General features: G+C 33.8%; 18 protein-coding genes. 9 read left to right on the top strand and 9 right to left on the bottom strand.

Annotated elements, in window-relative coordinates:
• Positions 1-211 precede the first annotated feature (211 nt).
• The 6 genes from ACWA1F_RS17580 (at position 212) to ACWA1F_RS17555 (ending at position 7,853) form a co-directional block, all read left to right on the top strand.
• Complete coding sequence (locus tag ACWA1F_RS17580; RefSeq protein WP_456895527.1) at positions 212-3,406, top strand: SusC/RagA family TonB-linked outer membrane protein; 3,195 nt, start codon at positions 212-214, stop codon at positions 3,404-3,406.
• A 15-nt stretch (positions 3,407-3,421) separates the two neighbouring features.
• Complete coding sequence (locus ACWA1F_RS17575) at positions 3,422-4,891, top strand: SusD/RagB family nutrient-binding outer membrane lipoprotein (RefSeq protein ID WP_456895525.1); 1,470 nt, start codon at positions 3,422-3,424, stop codon at positions 4,889-4,891.
• Between the two features lie 38 nt (positions 4,892-4,929).
• Positions 4,930-5,664 (top strand): immunoglobulin-like domain-containing protein, encoded by a 735-nt coding sequence (locus ACWA1F_RS17570; protein WP_456895523.1) that lies wholly within the window; start codon positions 4,930-4,932, stop codon positions 5,662-5,664.
• Between the two features lie 52 nt (positions 5,665-5,716).
• Positions 5,717-6,178, top strand: a complete 462-nt coding sequence (locus ACWA1F_RS17565; protein WP_456895521.1) for a lipid-binding protein — start codon at positions 5,717-5,719, stop codon at positions 6,176-6,178.
• An 85-nt stretch (positions 6,179-6,263) separates the two neighbouring features.
• A complete protein-coding gene (rlmB, locus tag ACWA1F_RS17560) occupies positions 6,264-6,998 on the top strand; it encodes a 23S rRNA (guanosine(2251)-2'-O)-methyltransferase RlmB (protein ID WP_456895519.1) in 735 nt (244 codons plus the stop codon).
• Between the two features lie 51 nt (positions 6,999-7,049).
• The gene (locus tag ACWA1F_RS17555) at positions 7,050-7,853 is read left to right on the top strand and encodes a DUF2490 domain-containing protein (protein WP_456895517.1); all 804 of its coding nucleotides are present in this window, start codon (positions 7,050-7,052) and stop codon (positions 7,851-7,853) included.
• Position 7,854: 1 nt separating this feature from the next.
• Here ACWA1F_RS17555 and ACWA1F_RS17550 read toward each other — a convergent pair whose 3' ends face one another.
• On the bottom strand, positions 7,855-8,358 hold the full coding sequence (locus ACWA1F_RS17550) for a hypothetical protein (protein ID WP_456895515.1): 504 nt from the start codon (positions 8,356-8,358) through the stop codon (positions 7,855-7,857).
• A gap of 42 nt (positions 8,359-8,400) precedes the next feature.
• Positions 8,401-9,183: a rhomboid family intramembrane serine protease gene (locus ACWA1F_RS17545; RefSeq protein ID WP_456895513.1), complete on the bottom strand. Its 783-nt coding sequence runs from the start codon at positions 9,181-9,183 to the stop codon at positions 8,401-8,403.
• Between the two features lie 176 nt (positions 9,184-9,359).
• Between ACWA1F_RS17545 and ACWA1F_RS17540 the strand changes: the two genes are divergently transcribed.
• Positions 9,360-10,637, top strand: coding sequence for a replication-associated recombination protein A (locus ACWA1F_RS17540; protein ID WP_456895511.1), 1,278 nt, complete (start codon positions 9,360-9,362; stop codon positions 10,635-10,637).
• A gap of 14 nt (positions 10,638-10,651) precedes the next feature.
• On the opposite strand, the gene ACWA1F_RS17535 is transcribed toward ACWA1F_RS17540, so the two are convergent.
• From ACWA1F_RS17535 to ACWA1F_RS17520, 4 genes are all read right to left on the bottom strand, one after another.
• A complete protein-coding gene (locus tag ACWA1F_RS17535) occupies positions 10,652-11,443 on the bottom strand; it encodes a hypothetical protein (protein ID WP_456895509.1) in 792 nt (263 codons plus the stop codon).
• A gap of 2 nt (positions 11,444-11,445) precedes the next feature.
• The gene (locus ACWA1F_RS17530) at positions 11,446-12,132 is read right to left on the bottom strand and encodes a YjjG family noncanonical pyrimidine nucleotidase (protein WP_456895507.1); all 687 of its coding nucleotides are present in this window, start codon (positions 12,130-12,132) and stop codon (positions 11,446-11,448) included.
• A gap of 3 nt (positions 12,133-12,135) precedes the next feature.
• Positions 12,136-12,825: a RadC family protein gene (gene radC / locus ACWA1F_RS17525; protein ID WP_456895505.1), complete on the bottom strand. Its 690-nt coding sequence runs from the start codon at positions 12,823-12,825 to the stop codon at positions 12,136-12,138.
• A 167-nt stretch (positions 12,826-12,992) separates the two neighbouring features.
• Positions 12,993-14,348: a UDP-N-acetylmuramate--L-alanine ligase gene (locus tag ACWA1F_RS17520; protein WP_456895503.1), complete on the bottom strand. Its 1,356-nt coding sequence runs from the start codon at positions 14,346-14,348 to the stop codon at positions 12,993-12,995.
• 226 nt (positions 14,349-14,574) lie between these two features.
• Between ACWA1F_RS17520 and ACWA1F_RS17515 the strand changes: the two genes are divergently transcribed.
• On the top strand, positions 14,575-20,868 hold the full coding sequence (locus ACWA1F_RS17515; RefSeq protein WP_456895501.1) for an alpha-2-macroglobulin family protein: 6,294 nt from the start codon (positions 14,575-14,577) through the stop codon (positions 20,866-20,868).
• 416 nt (positions 20,869-21,284) lie between these two features.
• Here ACWA1F_RS17515 and ACWA1F_RS17510 read toward each other — a convergent pair whose 3' ends face one another.
• The gene (locus ACWA1F_RS17510; protein ID WP_456895499.1) at positions 21,285-23,429 is read right to left on the bottom strand and encodes a S46 family peptidase; all 2,145 of its coding nucleotides are present in this window, start codon (positions 23,427-23,429) and stop codon (positions 21,285-21,287) included.
• A gap of 315 nt (positions 23,430-23,744) precedes the next feature.
• Between ACWA1F_RS17510 and ACWA1F_RS17505 the strand changes: the two genes are divergently transcribed.
• Positions 23,745-24,272 (top strand): outer membrane beta-barrel protein, encoded by a 528-nt coding sequence (locus ACWA1F_RS17505; RefSeq protein WP_456895497.1) that lies wholly within the window; start codon positions 23,745-23,747, stop codon positions 24,270-24,272.
• A gap of 98 nt (positions 24,273-24,370) precedes the next feature.
• On the opposite strand, the gene obgE is transcribed toward ACWA1F_RS17505, so the two are convergent.
• Together obgE and ACWA1F_RS17495 are read right to left on the bottom strand one after the other, a co-directional pair.
• Entirely contained in the window at positions 24,371-25,372 is a 1,002-nt protein-coding gene (obgE, locus tag ACWA1F_RS17500) for a GTPase ObgE (RefSeq protein ID WP_306158286.1), read from the bottom strand.
• Positions 25,373-25,489: 117 nt separating this feature from the next.
• Positions 25,490-26,764 carry a hemolysin family protein gene (locus ACWA1F_RS17495; RefSeq protein ID WP_456895495.1) on the bottom strand — a complete coding sequence of 425 codons (1,275 nt, stop codon included), beginning with the start codon at positions 26,762-26,764 and terminating at the stop codon, positions 25,490-25,492.
• Positions 26,765-26,945: the final 181 nt, after the last annotated feature.

Here is a 26,945-nt window from a genome sequence, read left to right as displayed (position 1 = left end):
AAAATTTAACATTTATCTTAAATAGAATATATTTCATTATTATCATAATTAGAGCAATAAACTGAGAATTTTAAATCTGAACGCTTTATTTAACTATAAAAAAACAATATCCTATTGTAAAATCATAATTTAACTAAAAAAAAAGCTTTATATATTAGGAAAGTTAACAAATTATTAAGAGTTTTGCGATACTAATTCAAAATATTTAAAAATGAAACTAAAGTTCAATGGATTCTTAGTGCTTTTATTAGTACTAGTTGCGCAACTATCATTTGCGCAAGAAAGAGCTGTTTCTGGAACAGTTTCTGACAATGCAGGAATGCCTTTACCGGGTGTTAGTGTATTAGTTAAAGGAACTAAAACAGGAACACAAACTGACTTTGATGGTAAATTTTCGATCAAAGTATCACCAAGCCAAATTTTGGTCTTCAGCTACATTGGGATGAAAACTCAAGAAGTAGCGGCAAGTTCATCTACTGTAAATGTTAAAATGGCAGATGCAGGAGCTCAAGAACTTGAAGGCGTAGTTGTAACTGCATTTGGTATCAAAAGAGAGAAAAAATCTCTTGGATACGCAACAACAACTTTAAAATCAGACGCACTTACTCAAGTAGTTAATGCAAACCCTTTTGAAACACTTTCTGGTAAAATTGCAGGGGTTGATATTACTTCTCCTTCTCAGCCAGGAGCTTCTACAAAAGTTGTTATCCGTGGTTTAAATACAATTACCGGAAATAACGGACCTCTTTATGTAATTGACGGAACACCTATTAACAACACACCAACAGGTACAAGTAATAATGGAGTAGCTACTTCAACAAGATCTTATGACGCTGGTAACGGTGTTAGTGACCTTGACCCTAACAACATTGAAAGTATGACAGTACTTAAAGGTGCTGCGGCTTCGGCTTTATACGGATCAAGAGCTGGTGGTGGTGTAATCATCATTACAACTAAAAAAGGAAAAGCAAACAGTGGAATTAAAGTTGACTTACTTGCTTCTACAGAGTTAAGCGAAGTAGCTAGAGTTCCTCATAACCAAACTCAATTTGGACAAGGTTGGAATGGAGTTGGTTATTCAGGAGCTAACTCTTACAGTAATGAAAATGGTTCTTGGGGACCTGCATTCAACGGACAAGTTAGACCTTGGGGATCTGTTTACGAAAACAGCCAACAAATTAAGCCATACGTAGCTTTAAAGGATAACGTTAGAGACTTTTATAACACAGGCGTTATGTCTACACAATCTGTAAACTTAAGCGGTGGTGGAGATACTTCAGATTTCTCTTTGATCTTCTCTAATGTTAACAGTGATGGTGTTGTACCAACTGATACTGATTTATACAAAAAACAATCTCTTGCTTTCAATGGAGGTCTAAAAGGTAAAAGATTTACTTTAAGAACATCTTTAAACTACATCTACAAGGATCAAAGTGTAGTAAACACTGGTCAAGGTGATGACGCTGGACAAGGTTCTACATTACAACAAGATTTATTACAAATCCCAACTGACGTTAGTATCGTAGATTTAAAAGATTACAAAAACAATCCTTTTAACTCTCCTTCTTACTATTTTACTCCTTACGCTACTAACCCATATTTCTCAATTAACGAAAATAGTACAAAAATTTATGGTGGTAACTTTTTTGGAAATGCTAACTTAAGCTACAAAATTACAGATAAATTAGTTGCTACATGGCAAATTGGTGGTAACATTAGAACTGAAAGATTCAAAAGTTACGGAGCTATCGTTGACTACTTACCAGGAAGCCCTCAGGCTGCGGCTGGAAGTTTAACAGTGGGTGGAGTTACAGAAGGAAGATCTGAATTCTCAGAATTTGATACTTTCTTCAACCTTAACTATAACACAAGCTTAGGCGAAGACTGGACATTAAACCTTTTAGGAGGTCTTAACTTTAACAAAAGAGAGTCTGATCAATTATTCAATACGATTACTAACTTAGGTATCCCTGGATATTATGAACTTTCAAACTCTGCTGTTAGACCAACAATTACTCAATCTAATAGTGTAAGAAAAACCGGAGCAGTTTATGCTTCTGCAGAATTTGCTTTCAAAAACAGATACTTTGCTACTATTACAGGTAGACAAGATGTTACATCTACATTACCAATCGGAAATAACAGTTATTTCTACCCATCAGCATCTTTAGGTGCAATTGCAATTGACAATGGAGATACTTTCTTGAAACTAAGAGCTGCTGCTTCTAAAATTGCAAACGACACTGATCCATACAGAACAGCAAATTCTTATATCCCTGGATCTGCTGCTGCTAACTTTGGTATTATTGCGTCTCCAATTGGAGGAGTTAGTTTTTACGAAGCTAACGGTAGATTAGGAAACCCTGAATTAAAACCAGAAAGCACTGTTGAATATGAAGTTGGTGCTGAAGGATCATTCTTTAAAAACAGAATCAGTTATGATGTAGCTGTATACCACAAAACAACTAAAGATGCAATTGTTAACTTGCCTTTAGATCCATCAACTGGTTATACACAAAAAACAATTAATGCGGCTACAATCCAAAATAAAGGTATTGAAGTTTCTCTTAGTGCAAGTCCAATTAAAAACCAAGATTTTACTTGGAACTTAACTTATACGTTCACTAAAAACTGGAATGAGGTAACTGAGATCAATGGTGGCCTACCATATGTTGATTTAGCTCCTGCTTATAACGTGTTTTTTAGAGCAGTAAAAGGACAGCCAATTGGATCTTATTACTCACTAGTTGAAAAAACTACTGCAACTGGACAACCAATTGTAAGCGCAACAAACGGTGTTAATTTAGCTAGTACTGAAGCTCAAAACATAGGTAACAGCCAACGTGATTTCGTTATGGGATTACAAAACACTTTCAAATACAAAAACTTCAATTTAGGTCTATCTTTAGACTGGAAACAAGGTGGAGAAATGTATTCTTATACAAAAAGATTGGCACATTTCGTAGGAAATGGTATTGAAACTACTTACAATGACAGAGCTCCTTTTATCGTACCAAATTCTGTAAACGAAATTGTTGCAGCTGACGGATCTGTATCTTATGTAGAAAACACAACACCAGTTTCTTTTGATAATGTTGCAAACTACTACAACACGCAAACTAATACTGGATACGAGAGAAATCACGTAATTGACAAAACATTTGTACGTCTAAGAGAGGTAAATTTAAACTACGACTTCCCTTCTGCACTTAGTAAAAACATGGGATTGAACAAAATCTCTGTTGGAATCTACGCAAGAAACTTATTTATGTGGACTCCTGGTGACAACCCTTACGTGGACCCAGAGGTAAGTACTTACGGAACTGGTGTACTTTCAGATTTAGGAGAATTTGGAGCTAATCCATCACAAAGATCAGTAGGTGGAGTTTTAAAATTATCATTCTAAAAAAAATATTATAAAATGAAAAAGATAGCAACCATAATAACAGCTCTTTTCTTATTAGTGTCATGTGATGAAACATTTGACATTAATAGAGACCCGGATTTATTGCCTCCGGGACAAGCAAATAGCACCATCTTTCCTGCAGGAATCGCAGGTCTTGCAGGTGCTCAAGGATCATACTACGCTTTAATCGGTGGATTTTGGTCTCAATTCTGGACACAAAACAATACTTCTAACCAATATAAAGATGTTGACCAGTACAGTATTGGAACTAACGATTATCAAGCTGGATATGCAGCAATGTATGATGCGCTAAATGATATTAGAACTGTAAAAGCGCAAGCTGCTGCTGAAGGAAATACAAAATATTTCTTAATGGCAACTGTACTTGAGGTTGAAGCTTCACAAGTTTTAACAGATTTATACGATGCTATTCCTTACACAGAGGCAAATAGTACAAGCATCTTATACCCTAAATTCAATACAGGTAAAGAAACTTATGATTTAATGATTGCTGATTTAAAACTAGCTTTATCAAAAGATCTTAATGCTTCTGTTGGTGACGATCCAGGTAAAGACGATTTCATCTTTGGTGGGGATATGACAAAATGGACAAAATTTGGTAATACTTTATTGTTAAAATTATATACAAGATTAACAGAAGTAGATCCTACATTAGCTCAAACAGGAATTACTACATTGATCAACTCAGGTGCTCAATTTTTAGATGTTAATGCTGCAATGACTCAATTTGAAGACGCTGCAGACAGAAGTAACCCATTGTACGAAACTGACAGAAGACAGTTAAATACTACTGGAAATCTTAGAGCTAGTAAAACATTGTATACTTATCTACAAACGAATGCTGATCCTCGTTTAAATAAATACTATGGAGTTGGAAACCCTAACAATCAGGGTGATTTCTTAAATAGTGCTACTAACCTATCTTTAGTATCTCTTTGGGCTACTACTCCTTTCTATTTTATTAGTGCTGAAGAAAGCTATTTCTTACAAGCTGAAGCTCTTGTTAGATATTATGGCGGTACAGGTGCTAAAGAAAAATATGATTTAGGTGTTGCTGCTAACTTTGCTAAGTATCAAACTAGTACAACTATTGGTACAGTTACTGTTCCAGCAATTGGAAGCCCTAGTGCTTTACTTGCTGCTGGAGGCGCATATGAATTCCCAACAACAGGAACAACTGCAGAGAAAATCGAAGCTATTATTACTCAAAAATGGATTGCTAGTTTCCCTGGAAACGGATACGAATCATTCTTTGAGCAAAACAGAACAGGATACCCTAGAGTTTCTTCAGTACCTCAAACAAGCGAATCTTACGTACCAGGTCAATTTGCAATTTCTGTAAACAGCCAAACAGGAAATCTATTCCCAAAAAGAGTTGTTCTTCCTAATAGTGTAAAAACAAGAAATCCAAATGCACCTGCTTTAAAAGCAATCACAGATCCAGTTTGGTGGGATGTTAACTAATTAAAAATAAGAAAATGAAAAATATATTCATAAAACTGATGACAGTAGTAGTTAGTGCTTTACTACTTACTTCTTGTGATGCTGATTCAAGCGCAGGGGTATCTAGAGTAACTAATTACCCGGTATTTAAAGTTAATGGCGAAAGCACATTATTTGTACCACTAGGTGGGACATACAATGACCCAGGAGTTGTAGCTACAGAAAACGGAGCTGTAATTCCTACAGAAACATCATTTGCTGGAAAATACAGAGGAGCTAAAACTCTTGATACAAGTAAATTTGACGAATATACTCAAACTTATAGCGCTACAAACGTTGATGGTTTCGTAGGAAGTACTACAAGAAAAGTGATTGTATACAAAACTGGAGATCTTGTTAATAGTATCGAGGGTGTTTATATAGCTACAACAAGAAGAAATGGAACTTTAATGGCTGCATCTCAAGGTAGTTCTGTAGACGTTAAATACATTTATATCTGGAAAAACGCAGATGGTTCTTTTCAAGTATCTGATGCTTTTGGTGGATGGTATGATATCTCAAGAAAAATTGGCGTAACATCTGCTGCTGTAGGTGGAACAATTACTGGTGATATTCCTACTAACAATTTTACCTTCCCTGGAATCCCAGTGAATGCATACTTTGGAGGATCTGCAAAAATATCAGGCTTAACTGTTGATCCTGCAACAAAAACACTTGTACTAACAACTGATTGGGCTGCCGATGCTGCAACTAATTATAAGTTTGTTTCAACATTAACTCAAGTACAACTTTAAAATTATTACAATGAAAAAATTAAAATTAAATATAACACGTGTACTTGTAGCAATGCTTGTACTAACGTCATTTGTAGCTTGCGACGAAGTTGGAGATACTGATCCAGGAGGAACATCGGTTGAGGCCTTAGCAGGAGACTGGTACGTTCAAACTTTGGTTAATGGGGAAGTAGTTGTTGACTATAGACTTATTTCAACTTACAATACTGCTTCCAATGATGCAAACATGTTTATCGATGATCATGGCAATATTTGGGATTTTAAAGTTAAAACACCTGTAACTGTCAATGCATTATCATTTGCAGGAAATAATCTACCGAGTAGCGTTGACGGATATAATGTTAACGTAACCATCACAGAAGGAAAAGTAACTAAAAATGATACTAAAACTTCTGGTGGTAATACTACTGACGGGATTTCTTTTAAAGCTGTATTCTCTGATGATACAGATGCAGGAACTGTTTATGAGATCAAAGGTTACAAGAGAACTGGTTTCAAAGAAGACGAACACTAATACTTAATTCAAGTATAGTAATATTAAACCGCCCTGTTAATTCAGGGCGGTTTTTTTATAGAAACATATTACCTATATTTGTCCAATGGAAAAAGAACATCAAATATTTGGCATTAGAGCCATCATAGAAGCAATTCAGGCAGGAAAAGAAGTAGACAAAGTCTTCATACAGAAAGATATTTCTGGTGAACTTATGAAAGATTTAATGAAAGTGATGAAACGTGCAAACGTTAACTTCTCGTATGTTCCTGTAGAAAAACTAAACCGCCTTACTCCAAACAATCACCAAGGTGCAGTAGCTACCATCTCTCCTATTGGTTTTATGGATTTAGAACTTCTGGTAGAATCTACAACGGAGTCAGGAAAGACACCTCTTTTTCTTATCTTAGATCAGATATCAGATGCTAGGAACTTTGGTGCTATTATTAGAACAGCTGAATGTACTGGCGTAAATGGAATAATTGTTCAAAAAGCTGGTTCTGCTCCTGTAAATGGAGATACTGTTAAAACTTCTGCCGGTGCGGTATTCAATGTGCCTATTTGCAAAGTTGAGCATATCAAAGATGCTATTTTTTACTTGCAAGGTTCTGGAATTAAAACAGTAGCTGCAACTGAAAAAACAGATCAAAACATATATGATATTTCTCTATCAGAACCTTTGGCTATCATCATGGGATCTGAAGATCGAGGAATCAATCCATCAGTTTTAAAAATAGTAGACGAAAAAGCAAAACTGCCGATGTTTGGTTCAATTGGATCCTTGAATGTATCTGTTGCCTGTGGCGCCTTTTTATACGAAGCTGTTCGACAAAGAACCTAAAAAACACATTGAGATTAAGATGCGAATGAAATAATTAAATACCTTTAATTAATGCTTTCAAAATCTAATTCAAATCTAAATATTACATTATTCCGTTGCCTGTTTGTAGTTTTGCTAATTACAAACAGCTACGGACAAAACACTACGTATAATCAGTTTTGGAATGAATTTCAGTTTAACCAAAGTATAAACAAAAAATGGGCAACTGAAATAGATGTCGCAGCAGCTTACAGCAGTAAAGAATCTTCACCAAATTTATTCGAAAATACTACTCAGAGATCTTTAAGAGCTTGGGGGCATTATTACTTTTCTCCAAGATGGAAATTTTCAGCTTTTGCCGCCTATTACAATAACAAAGATGTTCCCGAAATTGGCCAGTTCGAATCTCCCGAATGGCGATTTGCTCTTCAAGGCACTTATTACTTTCATAAAACAGGCTACACTTTGAGTACAAGAATGCGTACTGAATTTCGTCATATTAAAAATGGAGATGATGAATATGAAAATGTCATTAGATATCGTCAGCAGGTTAAATATATACAGCCAATTAACAGTAAATTTTTAAGAGCCGGTGTTGTATATGCTATTGCATCTGACGAGCTTTATTTCAAGTCTGGAGCTAAAGTTACGGGTGAGAGTTTCTTTGATCGGAATCGACTAAATATTGGAGCTGGTTATTTGTTTTCGGATGATTTGCAGGTTGAATTAACGTACTGTAATGAATATCTGCCAAGAAGCAAAGGAAACCAAACTACAAATGCAGCTTCGCTTACCATATCTTTCAATAATCTTTTTCGAAATCTTCAAAAGAAAATCCAAGACAAAAAACATCCTGAAGTAAAAGACGAAGAATAAGTTAATTTTCCTCTTTCTTTAAAAAACACTTAAGCTGTTCTAAAATAGCTTTTTTATAAAGCTTAAAATTATAGCTCCTCACAAATTCAGTGCCCTGCATATTGATTTCTGCGCTGACAGCCTCATAATTAGAAAAGGCTTCGATATCTTTAACATCAATTAGATAAAGAACCTGCATTATAGAATCGTTACGCTGATATTGTGTATCGTAATGAGCCAGTTTATAGGTATTATTATCTGCAAGATGAAAAACTAAATCATCTTTAATTTTTTTTCCTTCTTTCTTTTCTGGAAACGGTGTGGGCTGTAAAGCAACAAAATAATGTTCTTTATCTGTAACAATATTAATTTTCAACGATTTTGATTTTGTAGAATAAAAAACTGCAGGTTCAAAATAGTACATCATACTTCCGTCTGGCTGCACTTTATTTTTTATTTCACATTGAGCAATGCCTTTTGCATTATAAACAAAACACAAGAACAAAACCAAAAACTTCATTTTCATAATGCTCAAAATTAAATTGTTAGTATAACAAATTTACTCTTTTTATTTTAAAGGCAATTCTTGATCCGTTTCTTCACTTGAATCTGCTTTTTTGACTAAGATATAATTTACGGGATGACTTGCTGAAAAATACTCAATCTGCTCCTCTTCATCTTCATGAGAAATAGGAGCAAAATTTCCATTCTCATCAAAATGCCTCATAAAAGGATCATTGCTAGCATCAAAATCTGGTCGCTGCCAATCATAAACAATGGGTTTTGCATATTCTGGTGCTTTATAAAATAAAGTCAAAACAAAACCTGTAATGAGTCCCGCTAAATGCCCTTCCCAAGAAATAGATTGATCTACATCTGGAAAAACATACCAAATCATTCCGCCATAAAGCAAAATTACTGTTAAAGACAAAGCTACTAGTCTGTAATATTTAGTTTGAATTCCTTTAAAAAAAATAAAACTCACCAGAACATAAATTAATCCACTGGCTCCAATATGAAAATTCTCTCTTCCGACCACCCACGTAATTAATCCTGAAAGTATAATGCCGTAACCAATAACGCCAAAAGTCTGTTTTGGATAAAAAAACTGCATAGCCGCCAATAATATTAAAAGCGGAATACTATTGTTGTATAAATGATCTAAATTCTCATGAATAAATGGACTGAACAAAACACCTTGCAATCCTAAAAAATCTCTAGGATAAATTCCGTATCGATAAAAATCAAAATCAAAGCGAATCTGAATCCAATATATTATCCATAAAAAAAGGACAAAAAATAACGGCAGTCCAATTACCGAATTTGAAAACTTAAAATTAGTATCGCTCATATTTTTCGAAAATAACATTTAATTAAACTCAAAAAACTATCCAAAAATATTTTACTGATAATTTGTCATATCAGAGAATAAAAAATTGTCTCAGATTGGAACAATCCTTCTCTCTTTGAAGTGTTTTAACTTTTGAATGAATGAAATTTAAATCTTAAAATAGTAATTTTGTAATTATGGAAGCACCTTTAGCAGAGCGTATTCGTCCGCAGAAATTAGAAGATTATATAAGCCAGCTGCACTTGGTTGGGCCAACTGGTTCTTTAACACAGCAAATTTCAAAAGGAATAATTCCTTCTCTAATTTTCTGGGGGCCTCCTGGTACAGGAAAAACTACATTGGCACAAATTATTGCGCAAGAATCAAAAAGACCTTTTTATATTTTGAGTGCCATAAATTCTGGCGTAAAAGATATTCGCGATGTTATTGAAAAAGCAAAACAAAGCGGCGGACTTTTTACTGCTAAAAATCCGATTCTATTTATTGATGAGATTCACAGGTTTAGTAAATCGCAGCAAGATTCACTTTTAGCGGCAGTCGAAAAAGGTTGGATAACTTTAGTCGGTGCGACAACCGAAAACCCAAGTTTTGAGGTGATTCCTGCATTATTGTCACGTTGCCAAGTTTATATACTAAATGCTTTTACAAAAGCCGATCTAGAAGCTCTTTTAGAGCGCGCAATGAAAACTGACACCTATTTATTGACAAAAAAAATAAATTTAAAAGAAACAGAAGCTTTATTGCGTATTTCAGGAGGTGACGGAAGAAAACTCTTAAATGTATTTGAACTTGTTATTAATGCTTCTGCAGGAGATGACATTACTATAACTAATGATCGCGTTTTAGAATTGGTACAGCAGAATACTGTTCTTTATGACAAAACTGGCGAACAGCATTATGATATTGTTTCTGCATTTATCAAATCTATTCGAGGCAGTGATCCTAACGGAGCCGTTTACTGGCTGGCCAGAATGATCGAAGGTGGCGAAGATGTGAAATTTATTGCTCGAAGAATGCTTATCCTCGCAAGCGAAGATATTGGCAATGCTAACCCAACAGCACTTATAATGGCCAATAACACATTTCAGGCTGTTACCACTATCGGATATCCAGAAAGTCGGATTATATTGAGCCAATGTGCAATTTATTTAGCGACTTCTCCAAAGAGTAATGCGTCATACATGGCAATTGGAACTGCACAGCAATTGGTTAAACAAACGGGCGATTTGCCTGTTCCGCTTCATTTGCGAAATGCGCCTACCAAATTAATGAAGGAATTAGGTTATGGAGACGAATACAAATATTCGCACGATTATGCCAATAATTTTGCCGAACAAGAGTTCTTGCCAGATGCCATAAAAAAAACGGTTCTTTACAATCCCGGAAACAATTCTAGAGAGAACAGTACCCGCGAATTTTTAAAGAACCGCTGGAAAGATAAATACGGTTATTAAACCGTATTTTATATTTAAAATTTAACTACAACTTTTTCTGAAACCAATTTATCATTTTGAATAGATTCAAAATACCACTGTCCATCTTCTTTTAAGATTAAAGAACCTTGAACATTATCTTTGGTAGCGATGTAAACATTTGCTTGCGAAGTTTTGAAAAGCTTCATAACTACTTTTGGAGTTTTATCGATCAATTGATACCCCGACTCTGTTGGCTGAGCATACAATAAATTTGGGTCTTTTAAATCTATTGCAGGAGCAGATACTGTATTTGCTGGCGCAACTTTTATTGCCGCTGCAGCAGGAGCAACAGAAGCAGCCGCTGCTAAAGTTTCAGCAGTACGCTTTTGTACAACTGGCGCTTTGGCCGATGTTGCAGGCGTACCACTGTATTTATAATGCAATGCATAAATTGATTTAAAAGCATCATCTAAAGCTTCTCTATAGGCAACATCATAATCTTTTTCTCTACTTTTACCTATTTCAGATGTATAAACAAGTTGTCCATAACAATCTTTTAATTCTACAAAAAGTTTAGTTACTAAAAATGCATTGTCTTTTTTTACATCTGCGTATAAAACGTGGCAACGATCTGTAAGTGCGTCTGGCAATTGCTCATTGGTGTAATAAGCTTCAAAACCTGCTTTTAATAAATTTGACTTTGTTAATGTCGACAAACGATATTGATTATCTGTTTTTATAAAATCATATCTCAAAGGCACAATTACAGCTTTGTAATCATTAACAGATTGTGCGAATCCTGCAACTGAACATAAAATGGCAGTAAGTAAAAGTTTAATTCTCATCTCTATAAATATTTTTTTAGTTCTAATAAATGGTTAATTTGTTTATAATCTCCAGAAACATCCAATTTTTTCTCATTAAAAAAGATTGCATCCAGCCCCGCATTTAAAGCTCCGTTTACATCAGCTTCAAAATCGTCTCCAATCATGATACTATTCTCTTTTGAAGTATTGGCCAGCTTTAATGCATAATCAAATATAATACTATTTGGTTTTTTAACCCCAGCTAATTCCGAATTTGTGATAGTGCTGAAATAACCTCCAAGCGAAGCGTTATTAATTTTCTTATCCTGCACATGAGCAAATCCGTTTGTTATAATGTGAAGATTATATTTTGGCTTCAAATACTCCAGAACTTCAATCGCTCCGTCAAAAAGATAATTATTGTCGGTTAGAAACTCGATATAATCATTAGCAATTTCCAAAATACTTTCTTCCGAAATTACATAATTCAAAGCATCAAAAGAATACCTCAAACGATTATAACGCAATTCTTGATGTGTAATTTTGTCATTCTGATACAATCTCCAGCATTCTTGATTGATCGGAATATATTCTTTAATGAAATCTTGGGTAATGATTTCTTGGTATTTACTTTTAAAAATACGATCAAAAGCCATTTCTGAATTTTTATCAAAATCCCAAAGCGTGTGATCTAAATCAAAAAAGATGTCGGTAATATTGGTATTCATGGATTAAAAGTTTCCTTCATCTACAAAACTATAATATTTTGATTCAGTAATAATCAAATGATCTAAAACTTTAACATCTAACTTCTCTCCTGCTTCGCGAATCTTTTTGGTAATCTGTTTATCAGCATCACTTGGAATCAAACTTCCAGAAGGATGATTATGGCACAAAATCAAGCCAGTAGCACATTTCTCAAATGCCAATTTAAAAATCAACCTGATATCAACAGTTGTACCCGCAATTCCACCTTTACTCAATTGTGCCTTAGAAATTACATTATTAGAATTATTAAGAAAAAGCACCCAAAATTCTTCGTGAGATAATTCACCAATTAAAGGTTGCATAACTTTAAAAACCATTTTACTGGAAGTTATTTTCACTGTTTCCTCCATTTTTCCCGATTTTCTTCTAATCGACAATTCAAGAGCTGCAACAATTGTAACGGCCTTTGCCTCTCCTATTCCCTTAAATTTCATCAATTGCCCTGTTGACAATTTCGATAAAGAATTAAGTCCTCCAACATTAGCTAAAATCCGTTGGCTCAATGCAACCGCAGATTCATTACGGCTTCCGGAACCAATTAAAATCGCTAATAATTCGGCATCGCTTAAGGCATCTTTTCCTTTATGCATTAATTTTTCGCGAGGCTTATCATCTTCTGACCAGTCTTTTATAGCGAAATGAGATTTTTCCATACTTAATAAATTTTCGAGAGCGAAGATATAAAAATTAAGAAAAATCTTTCAATTAATAATTGCGTAATTAGAAAATTTGTCAATTAGATAATTGCCAACACCTATAAATAAAAATGCCAATTGTATAACAATTGGCACATTATCTAATTTTCTAATTGACTAATAATCTAATTAACCAATCCTTTTACATCATCAAAATTCAAACCTCCGTAATTTCCAGAACTCATTAATAAAAGCGCTGAATTATCAAGATTTAAATTGAACAAATATTCTTTAAACTCAGTTGGATTTGTATAAATAATTAAATCTTTTCTATTGAATGCTGTAGCAATCTGATCATAAGTCACTTCTTCCAATTGTTTGATTTTTACCGCATCTGGCGAATAGAAAACAACCGCAACATCGGCATATTCTAACGCGCCTTCATACTCTTTCAAAAATGCAGCATTTAAACTACTGTAAGTATGCAATTCCAAACAAGCTACTAAAGTTCTGTTCGGATATTGTTCTTTAACCGCTTTTGTCGTCGCAGCCACTTTACTCGGAGAATGTGCAAAGTCTTTATAAGCAACTTTTCCTTTTCCTTCAGCGATTTTTTCTAAACGTTTAGATGCACCTCTAAAACTTGCAATTGCCTCGTAGAAATCTTCTTCGTCTACGCCCATATTTTGGCAGATCCATTTTGCACCAGCTAAATTATTTAAATTGTGTGCTCCAAAAACTTCAATCGGCATATCTCCCTCTGGAGTTTTTAATAAAGTCACACCATCATTTACCGAATATTCTGGAGTCGAATACGCAATTTTTCTAATCGGATTTGTTGCCGCTTCTGCAACACGTTTTACTTCTGGATCATTTTCGTTGTAAACTAAAATACCTCCATTTGTAATTTTTTCGATGAAAATCTCAAACTGCTCCACATAATTTTCATACGTTGGAAAAACATTAATATGATCCCAAGCAATTCCAGAAATTAAAGCAATGTTTGGCTGATACAAATGAAATTTCGGACGTCTGTCAATTGGAGAAGATAAATATTCATCACCTTCCAAAACCATAAAATCATTTTCTTCTGTTAAATGCACCATTGTATCGAATCCTTCTAACTGTGCTCCCACCATATAATCTACTGCAATATTATGATAATGCATTACATGAAGAATCATCGACGTAATAGTTGTTTTACCATGCGAACCACCAATTACAACACGAGTTTTATTTTTTGACTGCTCGTATAAAAATTCAGGATACGAATAAATTTTTAAGCCTAATTCCTGCGCCTTCAATAATTCAGGATTATCAGCTTTTGCATGCATTCCTAAAATAATCGCATCAATATCAGCAGTTATTTTTTCTGGAAACCATCCCATTTCAGCAGGAAGAATTCCTTTTTTTTCTAATCTTGATTTTGAAGGTTCAAAAATAGCATCGTCACTTCCTGTAACTTGGTAACCCTTATTATGTAATGCTAATGCTAGATTGTGCATAGCGCTTCCGCCAATGGCGATGAAATGTGTTTTCATTTAAATTCCAAAAATTAAAAACTCCAAATTCCAACTTGAATTTGGCATTTGATTATTTATGTTTTGTAGATTCTTTGTTTATTATTCTTCAAAAATAAGGAAATATAATATGTCACATTTGGTTTTGGAGATAAATTAGTACTTTGTACGAAAATTATCTTTAAATAATTTTCCATGTTCCCAACCTTTTTCGAAATTTAAACATCTTTAGATTAAAACTTATTTTATGAAAAATATATTATTTGTACTGTTGCTATTCTCTACAGCACTTTTTGCACAGCAAAATGACAAAAAATGGAAAAAAGTAAATGCTCTTGAAAGTGAAGGCAAAATAAAATCGGCAAACGAAGCTGTTGTTAAGATTTATAAAAAAGCAGTTTCAAAAAAAGACGAAGTACAAATGATAAAATCTTTTTTTTATCAATCAAAATATCTTCAAGTTCTTGATGAAAATTCGAAAACTAAAATTATAGCGAATCTAAAAAAAGATATTTCCCGCGTTTCGATTCCGTCACAAGCCATCTTAAATCTGATTTATGCGAAATGTCTCGATCATTATTCTAACTACGAAGAAGCTTATATTACTGTAGATAGCGCCGCTGCAATGGTCGATAGCGCAGCCGCCACAATAAACACTGCAGCTGTTGACGGAATTGCTGTTGTTGACACGACAACTGTTGTAGTTGATACTCCTGAAGATGCAGAAGCAAGTATTGAATTTACTTCAGAAAAAGAAGTGATCGCTGTTTTGAATAAAACACTAGAAAATGAAGCCATTCTTAAAACGACACCTTTAACCAATTATCAGGATATTCTCGAGTTTCTGACTTTGGAAAAAATCAAAAACGAAAACTTGTATGACTATTTACTGAAGGAAAATATTGACTTTTTTACCTCAAAAATACATAGATGGGAAATCGACAATAGCCAAATTCAACAGCATGCAACTGAATTATTAGGCAATAGTGACACCTTTCTAAAGCTTGATCTGAGTTTTATTACAGAAGAAAATCTCAAAAGGGTTTTGGTACTTTATCAAAAAGCAGAATTAAATAATCCATCATTAGAAAATCGATTTAATCGTATTGAGTTCATCAGTGGCTTTTTGACGGACTCAAAAGATGATTTAATGGTCGTATTAAATGAACTGGAACAAAAATCTACCGATAATCTATTAACTCAAAAAATCCTTTTCAAAAAAGCCGCGATATTACACGAACAGGCTTCAAAACAATTACATCCAACCTATAACATTGATGCTGTAAAAATATTAGACCAAATTGAAAAACTGGACAATGAGTCTAACACGGCTAAAAAAGCGCTACAGGCAAAAAGCGAAGTTGTATGGAAAACGATACAGGTTCAGCTAGAAAAATACACTTATAGTAATGAAAATACCAGAGCTTTTATTACCTATAAAAACGTAAATCGCTTAAATATTTCTTTTTACAAAATAGATTCAAAAAAATTAAACGAAATAAGAAGCGCAAGATATAAAGCCGACAGTCTATCAATCGCATTTATAAAAAATAAAACTAAAATCGTGTCAAAAGAATATGGGTTTCAAAACAAAAATGACTTTTTTGAATATACTACCGAGGTTCTTTTACCAAAATTAGAAACTGGAATCTATTTAGCTTATTTTGAAAGTGATTCTGAAGTAGACGGACAAAAGGCATTTGCTTTTGAAACTATTACGGTTTCAAATCTCAGTGTATTGGCTTTTCAGGAAAATGGCAAACAAAACTTTCAGGTTCTGGATCGAAAAACAGGAAAACCTTTAGAAAATGTTAGTATAAAAACAAAAAATTATACTTTAAAAACAGATTCAAACGGTTTAGCTACTTACTTTGGTACTAACAATTACAGATATAGCGATAAAACCGAATTTTCATTACAAAATGACACCATCATTCCAGAAGAAAATTATGTTAGATATGCCGAACAATACAAAAAAGACGAGGATAAAACTTTAAACGGAAAAGTTGAATTCTATCTGGATCGCGCCATTTATCGTCCGGGTCAAACGGTTTATTATAAAGGTATTGCCTTTCAAAAACAAAATAACAAAACAAGTATCGTTGCTCAAACTTCTTTTAAGATTACCGTTAGAGATTCTAATTATCAAAAAATCAAAGATTTTGATGTTACTACAAATGAATTTGGTTCCTTTTCTGGCGAATTTACTTTACCAAAAAATGGCTTAACCGGCTATTTTGAAATTGAAGCTGAGCAACCCGAAAATATAACCAAAGGAAGCTCATTATTTTGGAGTACTGTTACTTTGGAAAACTCAACAACAAATTTTAGCGTTGAAGAATACAAACGTCCAAAATTTAAAGTAGATTTTGATGCTAAAAAAGAAAGCTATCAAGTCAATCAATCTGTTAAGATAAAAGGAACAGCCAAAGCATTTGCGGGAAGCAACATTTCTGATGGTAAAGTTACGTATACGGTTACGCGCTATTTAAGTTATTTTAGAAATTATTACGGTCAGGAACAAAATGAAATTATTGCCACAGGAGAAACCACTACAGACGCTTCTGGAAAATTTGTAATTGACTTTATTGCCCAGCCTTCAAAAAATGCAGTAAAAGAGCAATTGCCTGTTTTTAATTATAGAATTAATGCAAATGTTACTGATATTAACGGCGAAACACATTCTTCTGAAACTATAATAAAAGTAGGTTATCATGATTTGATTCTTAATGCTACTGTACCTAATAGCATCAACACAAAAAACAAAAACAAAATCACGCTTACAAGTACCAATTTGAATGGAGAATTTGTTGCGACAAAAGGAGAAATTAAATTGTATTTTATGAATGCTTTCAAGAATAAATTCAAAAATCCAATCTTTGAAAAACCAGAAATCGAAACAATTTCAGCATCTGAATTTGAACGGCTGTTTCCTTATGAACAAAGGCAAAATGAGTTCGCAGAAAAAACAGATGATGTTCTAGTCTTTTCTAAAAAAATTGATACTGAAAAAGAAAAAACTCTAGCGCTTGACTTTATTTCCAATTACAAATCAGGGAATTATAAAATTGTTTTTTCTTCAAAAGATTCATATAATAATCCTATAGAAGCGGTTTCAGTTTTTCAAATTAAACAAAGTAAAGACAAATTTGATCCTGGAAAATTATTTACCGCAACACAACTGAATGCCGATCCTAAAAAAGATGGTTTTATAGAAGTCCAATTATCTTCTGTAATTCCAGAGCTTTATATTATGGCAAGCGGCAATTACGAAAACAAAAGGTATTTTGAAAACACGTATCATTTAGAAAATAACCAAATAACAATCAAAATTCCGTTGCAGAAAGAATTTGAAAAATCGGTACGTTTGGGTTTTGAAAGTATTTTCGAAAATGAAATTTTTGTTGATGAAATAGAAAGCACCTTAAAATCTGATGAATCTAAACTAGAATTATTGGTAGAAAGTTTTAGAAATAAAATTGAACCTGGAAGCAATGAAAAATGGTCATTTAAATTAAAAAACACTAATACAAAAGCTGAAGCAGAAGTATTGGCGTCGATGTACGACAGCTCTTTAGATCAATTTACTCAAAAAGACTGGCAAAACTTAATTATAGACCGATACCGTTACAATACTGCAAATTTTAGATCTGGAATAGGTTTTGAGAAAAGCTACACCTCTATCAGAAATCTAAATAAAATTAAACCCGAAATTGAATTTCGAGACGAAGAAACAAAATTAAACTGGTTTGGGTTTGATTTTACTAACAGCACATATGGTTATGCTGCTGTAACAATAATGGATCTAAAAGATAAAAAAGTGGGCAGCGAAATGATAAAAGGAGAGGCTCATGCGGTCATGGCAGCTAGCGCACCTCCACCAGCTGGCGCTCCAAATGAAGAAGTTCAGGAAGACAACGCTGTTTACAATTATTCATCTAGTGATAAAAAAGCTAATTCAGTAAAATTTGTTAAACCAGTCATTAGAGGCTTAAGCTCAACCGTTGGCGGGACATCTATGTTGTATATCGTCGATGGAGAAATTTCATCAGAAAGTGCAGTAAACGCTATAAATCCAGCAGATATTCTTTCGGTTGATGTTTTAAAAGATGCTAAAGCAACTGCTCTTTACGGAGCAAAAGCTGCAAACGGAGTAATTATTATTATTACCACAAAAAAATCTCTTGAAGCCTTAACACAAGTAAAAGCTAGAAAAAACCTTTCTGAAACAGCTTTCTTTTATCCAAATTTAAGAACAGATGAAAAAGGAAAAGTAAGTTTCAATTTTACATCTCCAGAAGCTTTAACGGCTTGGAAACTTCGTTTGCTTGCGCATAACAAAGATGCTGTTTCTGGCTATTTGAAGAAAAGCGTTGTTACTCAAAAAGAATTGATGGTTTTGCCAAATTTCCCTCGTTTCTTTAGAGAAAAAGATACCATCGTAATTAGTGCTAAAATTTCAAATATTACCGCTGAAGAGAAAACTGGAATTGCAAGTCTACAGTTTTTTGATGCTGTAACGATGCAGCCAATTGATGCGAAAATGCTTAATGCGAAAAACATTAAAAACTTTACAATTTCAGCGTATGGAAATACAACTGCAAATTGGAAAATTACAATTCCAGAAGGATTGCAAGGCATTCAATATAAAATAGTCGCCAAAGCTGGTAATTTCTCAGATGGAGAAGAAAGCATTCTTCCAGTTTTAACCAATAATATGCTGGTTACAGAAAGCATTCCGATTTGGGTTCGCGAGAATTCAACCAAAGAATATACGTTTGAGAATTTAAAAAACAATAATTCGACCACTTTAAGAAATCATCAGTTTACTTTAGAATATACTTCAAATCCGACTTGGATTGCGATTCAGTCTCTACCCTATTTAATGGAATACGAACACGAATGCGCCGAACAGACTTTTGCTCGTTATTACGCCAATGCGTTGGCTTCGGAAATTATTTCGAGTAATCCGAAAATTGCAACTGTTTTTGATAATTGGAGAAAAAATGGAAAACCGATTTCTAAACTAGAAGAAAATGAAGAATTAAAATCATTGATTCTTGCCGAAACGCCTTGGTTAAAAGATGCTCAAAGTGAAGACGAAAAGAAAAAAAATCTGGCGCTATTATTCGATTTAGAAAAAATGAAAACTTCTCAGGAAGCAGCTTTCGAAAAATTAAAACAAAAGCAAAAAGCCTCTGGCGGATTTACGTGGTTCGGCGGAGATTATGAAAGTGAGTATATCACAAGACACATTTTGGCAGGCTTAGGTCATTTAGAAAAACTAAGTAAAATCAACACGGCAAAAATAGATGAAATTGCTAAAAACGGAATTCCGTTCTTAGATGACAAATTTTTAGAATATCATAAAATAAGAACAAAAAACTTAAAAACAACCGATAAATTAATTTGGATCAATCCGTACTCTGATTTGCATTATTTGTATACCAGAAGTTTTTATTTAAATAAATATCCGTTGTCTGATACTTTGAAAAAAGCTACAAAAGTATATTTGGAAATCGCTAAAAAAGATTGGCTGAATTATTCGATTTATGAAAAAGGTCTAGCGGCTTTGACCTTGAATCGTTTTGGAGAAAAAGAAAGCGCTAAAAAAATCATCGAAAGTTTAAAAGAAACTTCATCCAATAATGAAGATTGGGGAATGTATTGGATTGCCAACAAATCGGGTTGGTATTGGTATCAGGCGCCAATAGAAACTCAGTCTTTATTAATTGAGGCTTTCTCCGAAATAAGCAACGACAAAAAATCTGTCGATGCGATGAAAGTCTGGTTATTAAAAAACAAACAAACCAAAAACTGGCCAACAACCAAATCTACAACCGAAGCTATTTATGCTTTATTAATGCAAGGAACTGATTGGCTTTCGGTAAAAGACAACACGGTTATAAAATTGGGAGACGAAAAAATCATCACCAAAAAACTAGCCGAAAAAGAAAAAGAAGCCGAAACAGGTTACATCAAACTTAACTGGAAAGCCGATGAAGTGAAAAAAGAAATGGCTTCAATAAGCGTTCAAAACAAATCGAAAGTTCCAGGTTTTGGAGGCATTTATTGGCAGTATTTTGAAGATTTAGATAAAATTAAAACGAACAAAGGAGCTGTTTTATCTGTTTCGAAAGAATTGTATCTGAAGAAAAACACTTTAAAAGGAAATGAATTAGAAAGAATAACTTCTAAAAACCCATTAAAAACTGGAGATTTAGTAACCGTGAGATTGGTTATTTCTTCTAAAGAAGATGTCGAATACATTCATTTAAAAGATATGCGAGCTTCTTGTTTTGAACCTGTAAATGTACTTTCTGAATATCAATACAAAGATCGTTTAGGATATTATATAAGCACAAAAGATGCTGCAACGCATTTCTTCTTTGATCAAATCAATAAAGGAACGTATGTTTTAGAATATGATATTCGCGTAAATAACAGTGGTGAATTCTCTAACGGAATTACAACTATTGAAAGTATGTATGCGCCAGAATTTACAAGTCATACAAAAGGAATTCGAGTGAAGGTAAATTGATAATAAATTCCAAACCAAAAACTCCAAATTCCAAATAGGAATAGAATCTGTTTTTTTAAAACGTAAAAAGCCCGACAGGCTTTAAAAACCTGTCGAGCTTGTATATATAAGCTAACGACCATTATTCATTCCGTAGGAATGTCTCATCGGTAGAACAAAATTTGAATTGTGATTTTACGTTCCGTAGGAACGTTTGATTAATTGCATTTCATTTCCGTAAAACAGGTGTCCCTACAGGACACAAAACATCCTATAATTCTTTTTCTACCGATGAGATATTCCTACGGAATATAAAATCGCTCACACTGTGATACGTTTTAAAACGAAAAAAACCCGACAGGTTTAAAACCTGTCGGGTTTGTATATAAAAGCTAACGACCGTTATTCATTCCGTAGGAATGTTTCGGCGGTAGATATTATTTTGTAATCGTCAATTCGTCGATAATGTTTTTAGCACCAGCGTATTTGTCGATGATCCAAAGCACATAACGAATATCTACGTTGATTGTTCTTTGTAAATTAGAATCAAAAATTACGTCTCCAGCCATTGCTTCGATGTTTCCGTCAAAAGCAATACCGATTAATTCTCCTTTTCCGTTAAGAACTGGCGAACCAGAGTTTCCTCCTGTAATATCATTATCAGTCAAGAAGTTTACTGGCATGTAACCTGCTTTGTCAGCATACTGACCGTAATCTTTTTTCTTGTTCAATTCTAACAAACGAGCAGGCAAATCAAACTCAGCATCTCCTGCTTTGTATTTTTTCACCATACTCTCCATTGTAGTATAGTTGTTGATTTTTGCATCGTTGCGAGGATCTGCAGGTAAAGCGCGAACTTTTCCGTAAGTCAACCTCAACGTAGAGTTTGCATCTGGATATTTAATTGCATTTAATTTAGATTCTCTTAAACCTTCAACCAATTTGCGGTAAGCAGTTGCAAAACCATCATCAGCTTTTGCTTGGTCGTCTGTTTTAGCGCGGTATTTTGTCAATAAATCATTAGAAATAATATACAACGGATCGTGTACAATTGCCAATGGTTTTGGATCTGCTAAGAACGCTAATACTTTTTCTTTATTTGTAAAATAACTAATCTCCGTTGCTTTTGCTACATCTGCAGTAAAATCACCATTATTAGCTGTTTTCATTTTTGCAATTTCTGGAGCAAGTCCGTACTCAGCACCTTTAGAAGCGTATAAATTTAATTGCGCCGCTAAAATATCTTTTTCTAATGGAGCGTAAAACTCACCATAAATGCTTTCAACCATCGCATTGATTTTAGGAAGCATTTCTGCTTTCTTAGCATCATTTTCTTTGTAGTAAGCAATTAATGCATTTCCTAAATTAGCTGGTCCAGTTGCATAACTAGAAGTACGTAAAAGCTGCATCAAATAATTATCGTGGCGTGCTTTTAAGTTTGTTTCTCTATAATAATCGTTGATTGTCGGAATTACATTTTCATATTTCTCTTTGTTTGCAGGTTTGCTTGCCCACTCGTAGAATTTATCTTCTTGTTCTGCTTTTGTATCTACAGTTCCAGCTTTTGTTAAAGCATCGATCATTCCTTGACGGTTTTTCCAGTAGTTTGCAGTCGAAGCATATTTAGAAGCGTACTGTAAACGAACAGTTGCATCTTTATCCATATACTTTTTCATTACATCCATTCCTGTTTTTGCACCTTCAACCCACGCAGGATAAGCATATTTAATGTTTTGCTCAATTCCTCCAGCTGGCATCCAACGGTTTGTTCTTCCTGGATAACCTAAGATCATAGCAAAATCATTTTCTTTAACTCCTTTTAAACTTACAGGTAAATAGTGTTTTGGTTTTAAAGGCACATTGTCTTTAGAGTAAGCTGCAGGATTTCCGTCTTTGTCAGCATAAACTCTAAACATAGAAAAATCTCCAGTTTGACGAGGCCACTCCCAGTTGTCTGTATCTCCACCAAATTTACCAACACTTTCTGGCGGTGTTCCTACTAAACGAACATCTGTGTAATCTTGGTAAACAAAATAGTAATATTCATTTCCTTGAAAGAAAGGACGAACAGAAACCGTATATTTTCCATTTTCGCTATTTTCTTTTTCAATCAAAGCGATTTCTTGCTGAATGATTTTGTTTCTTTCAGTTTCAGTCATAGTATCGTTTACTTTAGACAAGATTCTTTTAGAAACGTCATCCATACGCACGAAGAAACGAACGTATAAAGATTTTGGTTTCATTTCGGCACTTTTATCTTTTGCCCAAAAACCATCTTTTAAATAGTTTTGTTCTGCAGACGAAAGTTCAGCAATTGCATTATAACCACAGTGGTGATTTGTTAAAACCAAACCGCTGTTAGAAACGATTTCTGCAGTACAGCCACCGTTGAATTGTACAATTGCATCTTTCAAACTGTGATGATTAATACTGTAAATTTCTTCGGCTGTCAACTGCAAGCCCATTTTCTCCATATCTCTATGGTTCAATCTTTCGATAAACATCAAAAACCACATTCCTTCATCAGCTCTCATTGGGAAAGCCATAAGGCACATGGTCAAGAATAAAATTACTTTTTTCATGTTATTTTGTTTAAGTGATGCGAATATAAGCCATTTTCACAATAAAAATAAATTTAAAGGTTCAAAACAAAATTTATTAAGGCTATTTGTTTCCAATTTTACGAAATTCACAATTTTTGTAAGTCTACAATTTAACTTAATTTTTAGAGTAAAAGTGTAAATTAAAGATTAAAAAATCAGCATAAATTATAAAGATCCATTTAAACACCATTATAATTTGTAAAAATTAAGCTTCAAAGTAAAAATAATAATTTAAAATATTTCTTACAAATATTATTCTTCTAAATTTGTAATTGTATTTAAACATAAATGAAAATGAAAAAATTATTATTTGCATTACTTTTTGCTACAACAATTGTAAGTGCACAAAAAGGCTCCATTTTATTAGGTGGAAATGTTGGTTTTTCTTCAGAAAAGATTGGCGATTCTAAATTAGAAAATTTTGAATTCTCTCCGAAAGTCGGGTATCAATTTGCAGAAAAATGGACGTTGGGAGTTGAAGGTTCTGTTATGAATGTTAAAAAGCCTGGAGAAGACTCTACAGAAAAATACAAAATTGGTGGCTTTTTACGTTATTCGACGCCACTTTCGGACTTGTTTTCTATATATGCAGATTTAGGAGCTGGCTACCAAAGTGCCTCTTTGAACGACGCCAAAGGAATGTACGCCAATTTAACTCCAGCCTTATTCATTAATATGAAAAACGGATTTGGATTGAATTTTTCTATCGGAGGAATTAATTATGACAACCTAGATGGAAAAAATGATCCGAGACAAGAACGCCTTGGTTTCGATTTTGGAAAAACCTTCAAAGTTGGTGTTTCTAAAAACTTTGGTTTGTAATTCTTACTTAAAATTTTATAAAAGGCTCTTATTTTTTTGTTACAAAAGGAAAAACCCGGCAATTGTTAATTGTCGGGTTTTATTTTATTCTTAAAAATTTACTCATTAAGCATTTTCCAAAGCCTGTCTTTCAAATCTGTAAGACCTTGCTGGGCAACAGATGAAATAAACATGTAAGGAACACCTTTAAAAGAAACATCCAATTCTGCTTTCAATTCTGCCTTCAATTCATCATCCAGCATATCGCATTTTGAAATAACAACAAGACGTTCTTTGTCTAGCATTTCAGGATTATATTTAGTCAGCTCGTTAACTAAAATATCATATTCTGCTTTAATATCTGCTGTATCAACAGGAATTAAAAACAATAATGTTGAGTTACGCTCAATATGGCGCAAGAAATAATGTCCTAAACCTTTTCCTTCTGCAGCACCTTCAATAATTCCAGGAATATCGGCAATTACAAAAGACTGAAAATCTCTGTAAGCCACAATTCCTAAATTTGGTTTTAAAGTCGTAAACGGATAATCTGCAATTTTTGGTTTTGCCGAAGTTAAAACAGAAAGCAAAGTTGATTTTCCTGCATTTGGAAAACCTACCAAACCAACATCTGCCAAAACTTTAAGTTCCAAAATTACATCCATTTCTAAACCTGGCAAACCTGGCTGTGCGTAACGAGGCGTTTGGTTAGTCGAACTTCTAAAATGCCAGTTTCCTAAACCTCCCTTTCCTCCTTTTGCTAGAATTCTTTTTTCTCCGTGTTCTGTAACTTCAAAAAGTGTCTCTCCAGTTTCTTTGTCTTTTACAACAGTTCCTAGAGGCACTTCAATTATTTTATCTTCACCGTCTGCTCCAGTACTTCTGTCAGAACCTCCATCTCCGCCGTGACCAGCTTTAATGTGACGCGCAAACTTTAAATGAAATAATGTCCAGAGTCCTTTATTTCCAACTAAATACACATGTCCTCCACGGCCACCGTCTCCACCGTCTGGACCTCCTTTTTCAATAAATTTCTCTCTATGTAAATGCGTAGATCCTTTTCCTCCTTTTCCGGAAGAAACATATATCTTAACGTAATCTACAAAATTTCCTTCTGTCATTTTTCTGAATTTCAGATTTTAGATTTTAGATTTTAGATTGCAACCAAACTAAAACTAATTTCCTCCTCTATTTTAATATTATGTTCAGTTGAAAGTTTCGAACTCTTAACTTAATTTTTATTCTTTTAATGCTTTTACAAGCACTTTGTCAATTTTAACTCCGTCCATGTCAACTACTTCTAGAACAAATTTCTGCCAGATCAGTTTTTCGCCTTCTTTAGGAATATGCGAAAGCTCCGTCATGATCATTCCGCTTACGGTGTTTACTTCGTAATCGTTTGTCAATTCGTCCAATTCGAAATACGTTAAAAAGTCGTGTAACGAATAATGTCCATCAACTAGCCACGAACCATCTTCTCTTTCAATTAATTGAAATTCGTCTTTATAAAATTCTGCGGCATCACCTACTAAAGCTTCTAAAATATCATTCAACGTAATCATACCCTGAAAAACACCATATTCATCTGAAACTAAAGCATAGTGAACACCTGTTTTTTTGAAATTTTCTAAAGCTTTGTAAGCTGTAGTTTGTTCCATTAAATAGGGCGCGTCTGACAATATCGATGATAAATCGAAATTATCTTTTTCGATATTGGCGAAGATATTTTTAAGTGTTACCACCCCAACAATATCATCGTAATTATCATTATAAACAGGATAAACGGCATGAAGATCCTGAACAACCAATTCTTTAATTTTTTCTTTATCTTCTTTTAATGGCAACATGTCAACCGACTTGCGGTGCGTCATTAAAGAATTTACTTTTCGGTCTCCAATATGGAAAACACGCTCCACGATATCTTGTTCAATTTCTTGAACTTCGCCTACTTCTGTTCCTTCTTTGATAATCGCTTTAATTTCTTCCTCAGTCACTTTTCCGTCAGCAGTTGGTTTTATTTGAAGAACATTCAATAAAAAATCTGTTGAAGAAGTCAATAACCAAATAAATGGAGCCGTAATAATCGAAATTACTTTCATTGGCATCGCTACCATTTTTGCAATTGCTTCTGGATAATTTAATCCAATTCGTTTTGGAAGCAATTCTCCTAAAACCAATGAGAAAAAAGTTAAAACCACCACTACAATTCCTACTGCGATAGAATGTGCATAAGGTTTAAGAGCAGCAAATCCGGCTACAAAAAGTTCAACATCGGCCGTAATTTTATCTCCAGAATAAATACCTGTCAAAATTCCGATTAAGGTAATTCCGATTTGTACTGTAGATAAAAACTTATTTGGCGAGTTGGCTAAATCGAGTGCCGTTTTAGCACTTTTATTGCCTTTTTTCGCAGCTGTTTCTAGCCTGTTTTTACGGGCCGAAATCAGGGCGATTTCAGACATGGAGAAAACTCCGTTTAATAGAATTAGAAAAAATATAATTAGTATTTCCAATTGATAGGGGATTCGTTATAAAATAGTCTCGTTACTATAATTTGCATTCTAAATTTAAATATTCCTGATGGAAGTAAAAAGTCCACAACCAAAAAAACTAATTTTCATGAAACAATCAATGTTACGACTGCTTCGCACAAAAAATAGTTTTTTTAGTCAGGACCTTAAAACGGCAGCTGGA

The sequence above is a fragment of the Flavobacterium erigeronis genome (genome assembly GCF_054075165.1).
Note: the sequence above shows the minus strand (reverse complement) of the source record. Positions and strands in the feature narration are given on the sequence as shown.